Source organism: Mesorhizobium sp. M1328 (genome assembly GCF_040318075.1).
Taxonomy (GTDB): domain Bacteria; phylum Pseudomonadota; class Alphaproteobacteria; order Rhizobiales; family Rhizobiaceae; genus Mesorhizobium.
In genome coordinates, this window is the sequence record NZ_JAMYLO010000002.1 from 509362 (window position 1) to 522830 (window position 13469).

A 13469-nucleotide genomic window follows, 5' to 3' on the forward strand; every position below is an offset into this window, starting at 1 on the left:
CGTGACCATGACAGAAGCCGCCGACCATCGTGAAGAGAGCCTGACGGCCGCGACCGAGGCGCGCGGGCTGGAGGCGCTGGTCTCGCGCGCGACGCGCGCCGGCAAGGGGCAGGCGCCGGTGGAACGCTGGAATCCGGCGTTTTGCGGCGATCTCGACATGGAGATCAAGCAGGATGGCACCTGGTTCTATCTGGGAACGCCGATTGGCCGGATGCCGCTGGTGCAGCTTTTTTCCTCGGTGCTGCGCAAGGACGAGGACGGTAGGACCTACCTGGTGACGCCGGTGGAAAAGGTCGGGATCCGCGTTGCCGACGCGCCCTTCATTGCCGTCGAGATGGATGTGTCGGGCGCCGGCGACGGACAAATCATCACCTTTCGCACCAATGTCGGCGATGTGGTCGAGGCTGGGGCGGAGCATCCGCTGCGCTTCGTCGATGAGGATGAGACAGGTGGCCTGAAGCCCTACGTGCTGGTGCGCGGGCGGCTGGAGGCGCTGGTGGCGCGGCCGGTGATGTACGAGCTGGTCGAGCACGGCGAAGAGATCGACATCGGCGGCAAGACGATGTTTGCCGTCCGTTCCAAAGGCGAGGTCTATCCAATCATGCCGGCTGAGAAACTGAAACGGCTGAGCGCATGATGGACCGTCTATGATGGATCAGGTGACGCCGTTGCCGTTTTCCGCTGCCGAGTTTCGCCAGCGCGTCGCGGCGCAGCCACTGGCGCATGCCGGCGACGATTTTGGCGACCACCGCTTCAATCCGGGCCATGCCAGGCTGAAGCTGGCCAAGGCGCTGCGCGACGCCGCCGTGCTGATCCCGGTGGTCGATCATGGCCATGAAGCCACGGTCCTTTTGACCAGGCGGGCGGAAAAGCTGCGCAACCATTCGGGGCAGGTGGCTTTCCCCGGCGGAACCATCGATCCAACCGATGCGAGCCCGGAAGCGGCGGCATTGCGCGAGACATTCGAGGAGATCGGTCTCGATAGGGATTACATCGAGATCATCGGCCGTCTGCCGGACTACGTCTCCGGCAGCGGCTATCGCATCGCCCCGGTGCTCGGGATTGTGCGGCCCGGTTTCAGCCTGACGCTGAATTCCGACGAGGTCGATGCCGTCTTCGAAGTGCCGCTGGGCTTTCTGATGGACCCCGCCAACCACACCAGAGACAGTCGCATGTGGAATGACCTCGAATGGTTCTATTACGAGATGCCCTATGGCGGCCAGCGCATCTGGGGCGTCACCGCGGGTATCATCCGAACGCTTTATGAAAGGCTCTATTCGTGAGCAATCCGGTGTCGATTGCTGGCAAGGCCGGCTGGCTCGGCGAAAGCCACCTGCAGCGCCTGCTCGCCGCGCTCACCGACAGCGGCGAGGAGGCACGCGTCGCCGGCGGTGCCGTGCGCAACGCGCTTATCGGACAGCCTGTCGCCGACATCGACATTGCCACCACCACGGTGCCTGAGGAAACCATCCGGCGCGCCGAGGCGGCGGGCTTCAAGACGGTGCCGACCGGCATCGAGCATGGCACCGTCACCGCGGTCGCCCACGGCAAGGCCTATGAGGTCACCACGCTGCGTGCCGATATCGAAACCGACGGCCGGCGCGCCAAAGTGTCCTTCGGTCGCGACTGGAAAGCCGACGCTGAGCGGCGCGATTTCACCATCAATGCACTCTATGCCGAAGCCGATGGAACGGTCGTCGATCTGGTCGGCGGGATCGCCGATATCGAAGCGCGGCGGCTGCGATTCATCGGCGATCCGGAAGCGCGCATCCGCGAGGATTATCTGCGCATCCTGCGTTTCTTCCGCTTCTTCGCCTGGTATGGCGACGGCAGGCCGGATGCCGAAGGGTTGAAGGCTTGCGCCAGGCTGAAGCAGGGGCTCGACCAGCTCTCGGTCGAGCGCGTCTGGTGGGAATTGAAGAAATTGCTGTCAGCGCCCGATCCGTCACGGGCGCTGCTGTGGATGCGTCAGGCCGGCGTTCTGACCGCCGTTTTGCCGGAAAGCGAGAAATGGGGCATCGATGCCATCCACGGGCTGACCAAGACCGAGAAGGACCTGGCCTGGGCGCCGGACCCGCTGCTCAGGCTGGAAGCCATCGTGCCGCCGGATGCCGCGCGCATGAAAACGCTTGCCGAGAGATTGAGGCTTTCTGTGAGCGAGGCAAGCCGCCTGCGGCATTGGGCGATCACGGCTGCCGTCGATCCGAAAACGACCGAAGGAGAGTTGGCGAAAAGGCTCTATTTTGGCGACCGCCAAGGCTTTGTCGATCGGTTGCGGCTGTTGCTCGCTTCCGCTCGAGCCCGCGCGGTCGAAGACAATGACGCACTGCTCGAAGCCGGCGGCTTCTCGCGCCTGCTTGCCTTCGCCGCAAAATGGCAAAACCCTGTTTTTCCGGTCAAGGGCGCCGATCTGACGACATTTGGCGCATCACCGGGGCCGAAGCTTGGTGCAACGTTGAAGAATCTTGAAAAGGAATGGGTCGAGTCCGGTTTTGCGCTTGATCGCGGCGCGCTGCTCAAGCGCGCCGCAGAGGCACTCGAATCCTAACCGTCACGCTGCGTCGCGGGCCTTTTCGATGCGCGAGCGGATCGCCTCGATCATCGTCTCGCGGATCACCGTCTCGCCGTGCGTCTCGCGCAGATGCTCGACGGCACGGCGCATGACCTCAGCCTCCTCCTCGGCGCGTGTGTGCCACTCGCAGCCGGGTACGAGCGACCCGCAATGGAACTCCTTCATCGGCTTCTCCTCATCTCCTCCTTGGAGCGCCGCAGCGCACTGACACGGAAGCTCCAGACCTTTGATCTTGCGCAGCATCCGGAAACCGGGTCCGGTATCCGGGTTACACGCTGGCCAGCTTAGCATAACACGATCGAACGGTTTTGGTTGCCTTAGAGCGCCGCGCGTCCAAGCCGACACGCAGTGCTCAAGGGTACGGATTGCGAAAAGGCGGAGCATCGCTGCTCCGCCCTCTTACGCTACCCCGGAGGCAAGACCTTGTCTTGCTCCAGCGGGCAGGACATCACTTCACGATCTTGACTGCCTCAGCAATTTTATCCTTGCCGCTCATATCCCACGTGACGCGGACCTTTTCGCCGACCTTCAGGCCAGGATCCTTGAAGGTCTGGGGCAACGTAAAGGTGGCTCCGTTATCCAGAACTAGGCTCATCGCCGTTCCATCAAAGCTTTTGATCGTGCCGGTGGTGTGCTTGACCGCAGCGAATGCGGCAGTACCAGAGGCGAGAACGGCAGCGGCGGCCGCGGTCATAATAAGCTTGCGCATGGCATGCTCTCCTGGAAAATGCGGGCACCCGCTTGGGAAAGGTGCCCCATTCAATCATGGGCCGTCCGGTCACGTCGGGTCGCGGCTCTCGGGAGTAAAGAACCGCCGGCGTTTCCCGGCCCGACGCGACAAATAGCCCAATCTTTTCAATAGAATATTAGACGAAAAAGATATTTTCTGGCGCGCGTTGCGCCACATTCGCCGTCAAATTCTGGGGATTTGGACCCGATTGCGGCTCACGTTGCGCTCACCGAGATTTTACGGCCATTTCACCTCAGGCGGCAGGCTGGACAGGATCGACGCGACATTGCCGCCGGTCTTCAGCCCGAAGATGGTGCCGCGATCGTGAAGCAAGTTGAATTCGACATAGCGGCCGCGACGGATGAGCTGCTCGTCACGGTCGCCATCGGTCCAGTTATCATTGAAGTTGGCGCGCACCAGATGTCCGTAGACGACGAGAAAAGATCGCCCAACGTCCTGGACGAAGTTGAAATCGGCGTCCCAGCCGCCTTTGTCCTCGCCCGAATGCAGCCAGTCGAAGAAGATACCGCCGGTACCGCGTGGCTCGTCGCGGTGCGGCAGATAGAAGTACTCGTCGCACCAAGCCTTGAATTTCGCGTAGTCGGCGATCGCCGCGTTCTTCTCGCAGGCAAATTGCATCGCCCTGTGGAAGGCGATCGTGTCGGGGTCGTCCTGGCTGCGGCGGCGGTCGAGCACCGGTGTCAGGTCGGCGCCGCCGCCGAACCACTGGCGCGAGGTGACGACCATGCGCGTGTTCATATGCACTGCCGGTACGTTGGGGTTCCACGGATGGGCGATCAGCGAAATGCCGCTCGCCCAGAAGGACGGGTCCTCTTCGGCGCCCGGCATCTGCTTCCTGAATTCGGGCGAGAACTCGCCGTGGACGGTCGAGGTGTGGACGCCGACCTTCTCGAAGACGCGGCCGTGCATCATCGACATGATGCCGCCGCCGCCCTTGCCGGCATCGCGTTGCCACGGCGTCTTTTCGAAGCGACCGGGCGACCAGCTGGCCTGCGGCCCCTGCAGGTCCTGCTCGATCTGCTCGAAGCTGGCGCAGATGCGCTCGCGCAACGTCTCGAACCACAGCCGTGCCTTCATCTTCTTCTGTTCGATGTCGGCTGGCAGCCCCGCCGGTATCTCGGGTCGTTGCAAATCCTGTCTCCGGTTGCGGGGCGTACCCCGACAAATGACTCGTCTTTTCCGGCCGCGATCCCTAATCTCTTAGGTGCAAGGGTCAAGTGTCAAAGCAGTTCTTTCCTGCGCACCCCGGCAAGACCGCCGCTGGATGGCCTGAAGAAGAGGCTCGACCGTTCACGCGCCGAGAACGCGCGCATGCCGCGCGACGGATTTCTGCGCGAGACCTTCGTGCTGCCGCGCTCCGACGCTCGTCTCAAGGCGAAGGAATGGTTCGAGCGCTTTCCCAAGCAGGCCTATTGGACCGAGATCGAGAGCTGGTTCGAGCGGCCGGGCGACGTCATCGAATTCACCATCAGGCGGCTGCCGGCGGCGGATTAACGCTCGATCAGCAAACGTCTCGCTCCCGGCCCCCGGGTGCTCAGCCGGTCGCCCTTGTTCCTCAGCGGGCATTTGTCGATCGACATGCAGCCGCAGCCGATGCAGTCGGTGAGCCCATCGCGCAGCTTCTTGAGCTGGGCAATCTTCTGGTCGAGCTCGTCGCGCCAAGCCGTCGAAAGCAGGTTCCAATCCTCGCGCGTCGGCGTCCGGCCTTCGGGCAATGATCGAAGTGCGGCGCCGATCTCGGCCAGCGAAATGCCGACCTCCTGCGCCACCTTGATGATCGCCACACGTCGCAGCACGTCGCGGCCGTAACGCCGTTGGTTGCCTGATGTGCGGTGGCTGCGGATCAGCCCGCGTGCTTCGTAGAAATGCAGCGCCGACACCGCCACGCCGCTGCGCGTCGCCACCTGGCCGACTGTTAATTCCGTTGCCGCAGCCATCTCCGAGTTTCCGCTTGACCTCAAGTTAAGTTGAGCTTGTAGCGAAGAAGCCTCGAAGATGCAAACGGCAGGAGAAGGCGATGTGCGTCTGGATGAGAATGACCGGAGAGGACGCAGTGTTGCGTGAGGACGACGCCTTGGTCGCTACGGCCGGCGATCGCGTACACATCCTAGCGGAGCTGCCGGATCGCCTCGGCCGCCACCATCGCAACGGAAAGCGCGACGTTGATGCTGCGCGCGCCGGGCTGCATCGGGATGATCAGTCGCGCATCCGCCGCCTCGTGGACGGCATCCGGCACGCCTGCGGATTCGCGGCCGAACAGGAGAATGTCATCGGTGGCGAAGACGAAATCCGTGTAGGCGACAGCGGCTTTGGTCGACAGCAGCACCAGCCGCCGCTTGCCAAGTTTGCGCCAGTCATCGAAGGCGTGCCAGTCGACATGCCGGGTGAGCGCCGCCATTTCGAGATAGTCCATGCCGGCCCGTTTCAGCGCCCGGTCGGAGAGCGGGAAGCCGGTCGGTTCGATGATGTCGACGCCGAGACCGAGGCAAGCGGCGAAGCGCAGGATTGTCCCGGTATTGCCGGCGATATCCGGCTGGTAGAGCGCGATGCGGAGACGGTCGTTCATTTCCGCGTCTTTCTAATAAGTGGCAGATCAGCCACAGAGCTCTCGCGGTTTTGGAAATTCCTGGACTGGCGGGTGGTCATTTTCTGCGAAGTCGGTTATACGGCCAGCATTGTCAACCCGAACCGATGGAGGGGTAATTCATGATGGCCATGCACATCCACCACCCCTCTCGTGGGCTTACCAGCCCGATGGCGGATTCGGTACGACGATTCTCCTGACCTTCTAGACTTCAATCGCACCGATTCCCGCCGAAACCTTTTTCGGCCTTTGAAGGAATCCTGCGATGTTTTTCAAGCTGTGGAAGGGGCTGAACGCCCCACCTGAACACACTTCGACCGATGTGACCTTTGCCGCGCTGCGCGTGCCCGCGGCCTGGGTTGGTTCACCCTTCTATCTGCATCTTCAACTGGAGGACGGACCGATGTTCGATCCCTGTAGAATACCCGGCTCAAGAAGCCTGCACGAGCGCAAGACTGCGACTTGGGCGCTTTTGATCGGCGAGACCTACTCGTCAGCGGTTCACGCCGAGACTCGCCGGCGTCCGCATCGCGGCATGCTGCCGGACGTCGATTTCTCGCGCGCCGTTCCGGACCATAGCCGGCCGTCGCTGGTGCGCCGGATCATCAGGCTGATCCGGCCTGGTGCAAAAACCGGCGCGAAAATCCGGATCGTCAAAACGTCGTCAGCATCGTCAAACGAGACTGTCGGCGAAAGGCCCGCGACAACCTATATAGCGCGAAGCAGGACCGGCGAGGCGGACGATTCCGTATCGCCGGTCCTTGACGCCATGCGGTCTGGGCACCTCGTCCGTTCCCGTGCCGCGTGAGCGGAACCAATATTGTGAGCATCACTATGTTTAGCTGGTTTGAAAAAAGGCTCGATCCGTTCCCTGCCAAGGAGCCGGTCGAGCCGCCAAGGACACTGATCGCCTTCTGCGTGCATTATACGCGCGGCGCGTGGCCCTACATCGCTCTCGATGCGGTGCTAGTGACGGCCATCGCGCTTGCCGAGGTGTGGATGTTCGGCTTCATGGGCCGGATCGTCGACTGGCTGTCGGCGCAGAATCGCGAGACGTTCCTGCAGACCGAGAGCTTGAAGCTGGCCGGCATGGCCTTCATTGTGGTTTTCGCGCTGCCGGCGACGGTCTGGTTCCATTCGCTGCTCAACCAGCAGACGCTGATGGGCAACTATCCGATGCGCATCCGCTGGCAGGTGCATCGCTATCTGCTCAAGCAGTCGATGAGCTTCTATCAGGACGAGTTCGCCGGGCGCATCGCGACCAAGCTGATGCAGACGGCGCTCGCGGTGCGCGAATGCGTCATCAAGCTCATCGACGTGCTCAATTACATCGTCGTCTATTTTCTTGGCATGATGTTCATTGTCGGCTCGGCAGACTGGCGGCTGGCTGCGCCGCTTGCCGTCTGGCTTGCCGGATATGTCCTGCTGTTGCGCTATTTCATCCCGCGGCTGGGCCAGGTCGGCGAGGAGCAGGCCAATGCGCGCTCGACCATGACCGGCCGGGTCGTCGACAGCTACTCCAACATCCAGACGGTCAAGCTGTTCTCGCATGCGCGGCGCGAGGCATCCTTCGCCAAGGACGGTATGGCCGGCTTTCTCGATACGGTCTACCGGTCGATGCGGCTGGTGACACAGCTCTACGGGTTGCTCTATGTCCTGAATTCGCTGCTGTTGTTTTCGGTCACCGCAATCTCGCTATGGCTGTGGCTCGGCCAAGCCGTGACGATCGGCGCGGTCGCCCTGGTCATCGGCCTCGTGCTGCGGCTCTGGGGCATGTCGCAATGGATCATGTGGGAGATGTCGACGCTGTTCGAGAATATCGGCACGGTGCAGGATGGCATCAGCTCGATTTCGCTGCCGCGCCTCGTCGAAGACCGGCCTGGCGCCAAGGATATTGCCGTGACCAAGGGGGAGATCCGTTTTGAGGACATCCGCTTCCACTACGGCAAGCAGAAGGGCGTGATCGAAAGCCTGTCGCTGACGATGAAGCCGGGCGAGAAGGTCGGCATCGTCGGCCGTTCGGGTGCCGGCAAGTCGACGCTGGTCAATCTTCTGTTGCGCTTCTACGACCTCGAAAGCGGCAAGATCCTGATCGACGGCCAGGACATCGCGGCGGTGGCGCAGGACTCGCTGCGCGCCCAGATCGGCATGGTCACGCAGGACACCTCGCTGCTGCATCGCTCGGTACGCGAGAATATCCTCTATGGCCGGCCGGACGCCAGCAACGAGATGCTGATCGAGGCGGCGCGGCGCGCCGAGGCGCTGGATTTCATTGCCGGGTTGTCGGATTCGAGCGGCCGCAAGGGTTTCGACGCGCATGTCGGCGATCGCGGCGTCAAATTGTCCGGCGGCCAGCGGCAACGCATCGCCATAGCCCGTGTCATGCTGAAGGACGCGCCGATCCTCATCCTCGACGAGGCGACCTCCGCCCTCGATTCCGAGGCCGAGGCGGCCATCCAGGAGAACCTCTACAAGCTCATGCAAGGCAAGACCGTCATCGCCATTGCCCACCGGCTGTCGACGATCGCAGCCATGGACCGCCTCGTCGTCATGGACAAAGGCCGCGTCATCGAGGAAGGTTCGCATGAGGAACTCGTTGCCAAAGGCGGGCTCTACGCCCAGCTTTGGCAGCGCCAGTCGGGCGGCTTCCTGCTCGACGACGGCCCCTCTGCCAACGATGCAGCCGCCAACGATGCACTCGCCAAGGGTGAAGCCGCCGAATGATGACTGCCATCTACCGCTGGTTCGAGAACTGGGTCTATCCATTCCGGGAGCCCGCGGACCTTCGGCCACCTGCCGGCGTCAGGGGTTTCCTCTGGCACTATGTCGGGCAGGCGAAGATCGCCTTCTTCGCCATGCTGGTGATCGGCGGCATCGCGCCGCTGGTCGAAGCCGGATTGTTCTATTTCGTCGGGCGGCTGGTCGACATCCTCGACCAGCTTCCCGGCGAACGCAGCTGGCACGCGCTGTGGACTGCCGCCGGCCCGGAACTTGTCTTCATGATTGCCGTGGTGCTGGTCATCCGCACCATCGTCGTCGGCCTGTCGGCGCTGGTTGACGAGCAGACGATCACGCCGGGTTTCTACAATCTGGTGCGCTGGCAGGCGCATCGCCATGTCTCGCGCCAATCCTACGCCTTCTTCCAGAACGACTTTGCCGGACGTATCGCGACCAAGGTCTGGCAGGCGGGACAGGCGACCGGCGATCTGATGGAAAGCTTCATCGAGGTCGTCTGGTTCATGGTCGTCTATACGGTGACGACGCTGGCGCTGGTCGCCGGGCTCGACCTCCGGCTGGCGGTGCTGGTGGTGATCTGGATTACCGCCTTCGGCCTGCTGGCCAGACGCTATGTGCCGGCGATCCGCAAGCATGCCGAAGCCACCGCCGAAGCCGGCTCGATGATCACCGGCCGCATCGTCGATTCCTATTCGAACGTGCAGACGCTGAAACTGTTCTCCGCCGATGGCGACGACCGCTATATCAGGAACGGCTTCGACATCTATCTCGACGCGCTGCGCCCGTTCACCCGCCGGCTGACCGGCGTGCGCATGGCGCTGACGATGCTGTCGGGGATCATGATCACCGCGATCGCCTGCTTTGCCGTTTATCTCTGGGTCGAGGGCACGATCACCGTCGGCGCCGTGGCCTTCACGCTGTCGTTGGTGTTGCGGCTGAACATGCTGCTCGGTCGGCTGATGATGCAGCTCAACAGCATATTGCGGAACCTCGGCGTGCTGGAAAACTCCAAGGCGCTGATCTCGCAGCCGCTCGGCCTGACCGATGCACCGGACGCGAAAGAGCTTGTCATCGGCGGCGGCCGCATCGACGTAAGCAACGTCGAGTTCCACTACGGCAAGGGGTTCGGCGTGCTCAACGGCATCGACTTGGTGGTGCGGTCGGGCGAAAAGGTCGGGCTGGTCGGACCGTCCGGCGCCGGCAAGACGACCTTGGTCAATCTGATCCTGCGCCTCTACGACCTCGAGAGCGGCAAGATCACCATTGACGGGCAGGACGTCTCCAGGGTCACGCAGAACTCGCTGCGCGCCAATATCGGCGTCGTCAGCCAGGATACGGCACTTTTCCACCGCTCGCTGCGCGACAACATCAAGCTCGGCATGCTGGAAGCGACCGACGCCGAGGTGGTCGCGGCAGCGGAGAAGGCCGAGGCGCACGAGTTCATCCTCGGTCTGCGCGACAATCGCGATCGTATTGGCTATGAGGCCTATGTCGGCGAGCGCGGCGTCAAGCTCTCCGGCGGCCAGCGCCAGCGCGTGGCGATCGCCCGCGTCTTCCTCAAGGACGCACCGATCCTGGTGCTCGATGAGGCGACCTCGGCGCTCGATTCCGACATCGAGGCGGCGATCCAGGAAAATCTGGCAAGGCTGATGGAAGGCAAGACGGTCATCGCCATCGCGCACCGGCTGTCGACCATCGCGGCACTCGACCGGTTGGTGGTGCTCGACCAGGGCCGCATCGTCGAGCAAGGCACGCATGACGAGCTGGTCGCGCTCGACGGGCTCTATGCAAGGCTGTGGAAGCGGCAGTCCGGCGGCTTCCTGTTCAACGAAGAGAGCGCGCTGGCCGAGACCCGGCCGGCAGAGTAGTTTCTACAAACCGGAGTAGACCATGGCGGTGAGAATGCCATCGAATTTCGGACGGTCCGGCGCGCAGGAGAGCGCGTTGGACCTGCTTGGCCACGAAATCCTCGGCGAAAAGGCGGCAGCGCTCGGCCGTGCCGGCCGGCGCGTCGAGGAAACACTGACGAGGCTGCGCGAGAATTGCGACAGCGACGATCGAGCCCGGCTGCTCAGGGACGCAGCCGAAGCGGTGCACGGCTATTTCATCCAGCGCGAACTCTGCGGCTTGCGCAAGCACGACGCGGTGATCCGGGAATACAACATTCCCAAGGCCGTGCTGGCCAGGCTCGGCGCCAGCGCATGATCCGAACCGGAAATTGGTTCGGGAGGCGTTATTCCAGCCACTCGGTGATGAAGCTGCCGTTCTCGTGTATGTCGGTGGTTTCCAGCGGGCCTGGCCCGAGATTGGTGAATTTGTGCGGCGTGTTCGGCGGTACGATCAGGATCTGGCCGGCGGTGGCCTCGATCTGCCGGTCGCCGACGGTGAACAAGCCGGTCCCAGTCCGGATGATAAAAATCTCGCAATAGGGATGGCTGTGCAGCCTGGGGCCGCCGCCGATTTCGGGCAGGTAGTTGAAGATCAGGCAGCTGTTCGAGCCGTAAGCTCCGCCTTGCAGCTCGCCCTGCCAGTGGTCGGGCCAGCGGTCGGGCGCTTCGGCCCATTTGTCGCGGTCTATGACATGCGCCATAGGCCGAGGATAAACCGGGCCAGCGCCAGCTGTCGAGGCGAACGCAGCCATTTGGTTTTGCTGCTGTTTTCCAATCGCTCCGCCGTGCGAATTACGTCCCCGCGACAATCTGCCCTTGTGCCTTCACCCGTCTGGACAAAAACAGGCTTCACGCATAAACCCAAGTCCCAAATGCCGGAGGAATTCGCTAGCCTGTTCGCCATGCGCTGTCGGGCCGGCGCGATTGAGCGGGGAACAAGGCTCGGCCGCCGGCACGGAAGAGGCGAAAGGATCAGGCACCCGTGAGCGCAACCGACACCCAGGATCCCAACCGTCGTGATTTTCTCTACGTCGCCACCGGCATGGCCGCGGTGGTCGGCGCGGGCGCCGTCGCCTGGCCGTTCATCGACCAGATGCGTCCGGATGCCTCGACGCTGGCGCTCGCCTCGGTTGAGGTCGACGTCTCTTCGCTGACGCCAGGAATGTCGCTCGTTGTGAAGTGGCGCGGCAAGCCGGTGGTCGTGCGCAACCGCACCGAAAAAGAGATGAAGGACGGCGAGGCGGTCAATCTCGCCGAGCTCAAGGATCCAATCGCCCGCAACGCCAACCTGCCGGCCGATGCGCCGGCAACCGACGCCAACCGCACCACGCCGGGCAAGGAAGCCTGGATGGTGATGGTCCAGGTCTGCACCCATCTTGGCTGCATCCCGCTTGGCCAGGAAGGCGATTTCGGCGGCTGGTTCTGCCCGTGCCACGGTTCCGTATACGATACCGCCGGCCGCATTCGCAAAGGTCCGGCACCCGAGAACATGGCGGTACCGGTGTTCCAGTTCATTTCCGACACCAAGATCCGTATCGGCTGAGGCAGGGGATATTTCCATGAGCGAGGGACACTCGACCTATACGCCCAAGACTGGCATCGGACGCTGGTTCGATTCCCGCATGCCGCTGCCGCGGCTGGTCTATGACAGCTTCATCGCCTATCCGGTGCCGCGCAACCTGAACTATGCATGGACCTTCGGCGGCATCCTAGCGCTTATGCTGGCGGCGCAGATCCTGACCGGTATCGTACTGGCCATGCACTATGCGGCCGACAGCACTCTCGCCTTCGATTCGGTCGAGAAGATCATGCGCGACGTCAATTCCGGCTGGCTGCTGCGCTACATGCATTCTAACGGCGCGTCGTTCTTCTTCATCGCCGTCTACATCCATATTTTCCGTGGACTCTACTACGGCTCCTACAAGGCGCCGCGCGAGTTGCTGTGGATCCTCGGCTGCATCATCTACCTGCTGATGATGGCGACCGGGTTCATGGGCTATGTGCTGCCCTGGGGACAGATGTCGTTCTGGGGCGCTACCGTCATCACCGGCTTCTTCACCGCCATACCGCTGGTTGGTGACTGGATCCAGCAGCTTCTCCTCGGCGGCTTCGCCGTCGACAATCCGACGCTGAATCGTTTCTTTGCGCTGCATTACCTTTTGCCGTTCATGATCGCCGGCGTCGTCGTGCTGCACATCTGGGCGCTTCATGTCGTCGGCCAGAACAATCCGACCGGCATCGAGGTCAAATCGAAGACCGACACGCTCGCCTTCACGCCTTACGCGACCATCAAGGACGGGTTCGGCATGATCGTGTTCCTGTTCGTCTTCGCCTATTTCGTCTTCTACCTGCCGAACTATCTCGGCCATCCGGACAATTACACCGTCGCCAACCCGCTGAAGACGCCGGCCCACATCGTCCCGGAATGGTACTTCCTGCCGTTCTACGCGATCCTGCGCGCCATCACCTTCAATATCGGGCCGATCAACTCCAAACTTGGCGGCGTGCTCTGCCTTTTCGGGGCGATCGTCATGCTGTTCCTGGTGCCGTGGCTCGACACCTCAAAAGTGCGCTCGGCGGTCTACCGGCCCTGGTATAAGCTCTTCTTCTGGCTGTTCGTAGCCGACTCCATCCTGCTGGGCTGGCTGGGTTCGCAGCCGGCCGAGGGCAGCTATGTGTTCATGGCGCAGATGGCGACGCTGTTCTACTTCGCCTTCTTCCTGGTAGCGCTGCCGGTGCTCGGGCTGATCGAAAAGCCGCGGCGGCTGCCGAATTCGATCACCGAGGCGGTGCTCGAGAAGAACAAGGGCGGCGGTGGACATCCTGCCGGCGCCACGGCCGCGCCGGAAACCAAGGGCTGAGCATGATTCCGAAAAGTGGAAACCGGTACTCGGACAAGGTCATGCTCGAGACGGTGACAGCGCGTCAGAGAATCTC

The 13469-nt window shown here is 62.6% G+C and carries 16 protein-coding genes; 10 read left to right on the top strand and 6 right to left on the bottom strand.

The window, feature by feature from the left end; all coding sequences use genetic code 11:
• Positions 1–7: 7 nt before the first annotated feature.
• From NKH23_RS07010 to NKH23_RS07020, 3 genes are read left to right on the top strand one after another with little or no spacing between them, the layout of a single operon-like run.
• Complete coding sequence (locus NKH23_RS07010; protein ID WP_352714559.1) at positions 8–637, top strand: DUF1285 domain-containing protein; 630 nt, start codon at positions 8–10, stop codon at positions 635–637.
• Positions 638–650: 13 nt separating this feature from the next.
• Complete coding sequence (locus tag NKH23_RS07015) at positions 651–1283, top strand: CoA pyrophosphatase (RefSeq protein WP_352713193.1); 633 nt, start codon at positions 651–653, stop codon at positions 1281–1283.
• Positions 1280–2548: a CCA tRNA nucleotidyltransferase gene (locus NKH23_RS07020; RefSeq protein WP_353034381.1), complete on the top strand. Its 1269-nt coding sequence runs from the start codon at positions 1280–1282 to the stop codon at positions 2546–2548. Before NKH23_RS07015 ends, NKH23_RS07020 begins: the two co-directional genes overlap by 4 nt.
• A gap of 3 nt (positions 2549–2551) precedes the next feature.
• Here the strand turns inward: NKH23_RS07020 and NKH23_RS07025 are convergent, their stop codons facing one another.
• The 3 genes from NKH23_RS07025 to hemF all read right to left on the bottom strand — a co-directional run bounded on the left by NKH23_RS07025 (position 2552) and on the right by hemF (position 4454).
• A complete protein-coding gene (locus tag NKH23_RS07025; protein ID WP_292662162.1) occupies positions 2552–2737 on the bottom strand; it encodes a DUF1059 domain-containing protein in 186 nt (61 codons plus the stop codon).
• A 283-nt stretch (positions 2738–3020) separates the two neighbouring features.
• A complete protein-coding gene (locus NKH23_RS07030; RefSeq protein WP_023679489.1) occupies positions 3021–3281 on the bottom strand; it encodes a DUF1344 domain-containing protein in 261 nt (86 codons plus the stop codon).
• Positions 3282–3539: 258 nt separating this feature from the next.
• Positions 3540–4454: an oxygen-dependent coproporphyrinogen oxidase gene (gene hemF, locus NKH23_RS07035; RefSeq protein ID WP_352912542.1), complete on the bottom strand. Its 915-nt coding sequence runs from the start codon at positions 4452–4454 to the stop codon at positions 3540–3542.
• 105 nt (positions 4455–4559) lie between these two features.
• On the opposite strand from hemF, the gene NKH23_RS07040 reads away from it, so the two are divergent.
• Complete coding sequence (locus NKH23_RS07040) at positions 4560–4817, top strand: hypothetical protein (protein ID WP_023679487.1); 258 nt, start codon at positions 4560–4562, stop codon at positions 4815–4817.
• On the opposite strand, the gene soxR is transcribed toward NKH23_RS07040, so the two are convergent.
• Both soxR and NKH23_RS07050 read right to left on the bottom strand, forming a co-directional pair.
• A complete protein-coding gene (soxR, locus tag NKH23_RS07045) occupies positions 4814–5260 on the bottom strand; it encodes a redox-sensitive transcriptional activator SoxR (RefSeq protein ID WP_352466819.1) in 447 nt (148 codons plus the stop codon). The genes NKH23_RS07040 and soxR overlap by 4 nt on opposite strands.
• A gap of 170 nt (positions 5261–5430) precedes the next feature.
• On the bottom strand, positions 5431–5889 hold the full coding sequence (locus NKH23_RS07050) for a tRNA (cytidine(34)-2'-O)-methyltransferase (RefSeq protein WP_352912541.1): 459 nt from the start codon (positions 5887–5889) through the stop codon (positions 5431–5433).
• 283 nt (positions 5890–6172) lie between these two features.
• On the opposite strand from NKH23_RS07050, the gene NKH23_RS07055 reads away from it, so the two are divergent.
• Genes NKH23_RS07055 through NKH23_RS07070 form a run of 4 tightly spaced genes read left to right on the top strand, consistent with a single transcriptional unit; the run spans position 6173 to position 10848 of the window.
• The gene (locus tag NKH23_RS07055; RefSeq protein WP_352912540.1) at positions 6173–6715 is read left to right on the top strand and encodes a hypothetical protein; all 543 of its coding nucleotides are present in this window, start codon (positions 6173–6175) and stop codon (positions 6713–6715) included.
• 26 nt (positions 6716–6741) lie between these two features.
• Positions 6742–8631: an ABC transporter ATP-binding protein gene (locus NKH23_RS07060; protein WP_352912539.1), complete on the top strand. Its 1890-nt coding sequence runs from the start codon at positions 6742–6744 to the stop codon at positions 8629–8631.
• A complete protein-coding gene (locus NKH23_RS07065; protein WP_352912538.1) occupies positions 8628–10511 on the top strand; it encodes an ABC transporter ATP-binding protein in 1884 nt (627 codons plus the stop codon). The genes NKH23_RS07060 and NKH23_RS07065 overlap by 4 nt, the downstream gene beginning before the upstream one ends.
• A gap of 22 nt (positions 10512–10533) precedes the next feature.
• Entirely contained in the window at positions 10534–10848 is a 315-nt protein-coding gene (locus NKH23_RS07070) for a DUF6665 family protein (RefSeq protein WP_352466824.1), read from the top strand.
• A 28-nt stretch (positions 10849–10876) separates the two neighbouring features.
• Here NKH23_RS07070 and NKH23_RS07075 read toward each other — a convergent pair whose 3' ends face one another.
• Entirely contained in the window at positions 10877–11233 is a 357-nt protein-coding gene (locus NKH23_RS07075; RefSeq protein WP_352638465.1) for a cupin domain-containing protein, read from the bottom strand.
• Positions 11234–11514: 281 nt separating this feature from the next.
• Here NKH23_RS07075 and petA point away from each other — a divergent pair, with 281 nt between their 5' ends.
• On the top strand, positions 11515–12075 hold the full coding sequence (petA, locus tag NKH23_RS07080) for a ubiquinol-cytochrome c reductase iron-sulfur subunit (protein WP_352912537.1): 561 nt from the start codon (positions 11515–11517) through the stop codon (positions 12073–12075).
• A 16-nt stretch (positions 12076–12091) separates the two neighbouring features.
• Positions 12092–13393, top strand: a complete 1302-nt coding sequence (locus tag NKH23_RS07085) for a cytochrome b (protein WP_352488993.1) — start codon at positions 12092–12094, stop codon at positions 13391–13393.
• The last annotated feature ends 76 nt before the right edge of the window (positions 13394–13469 follow it).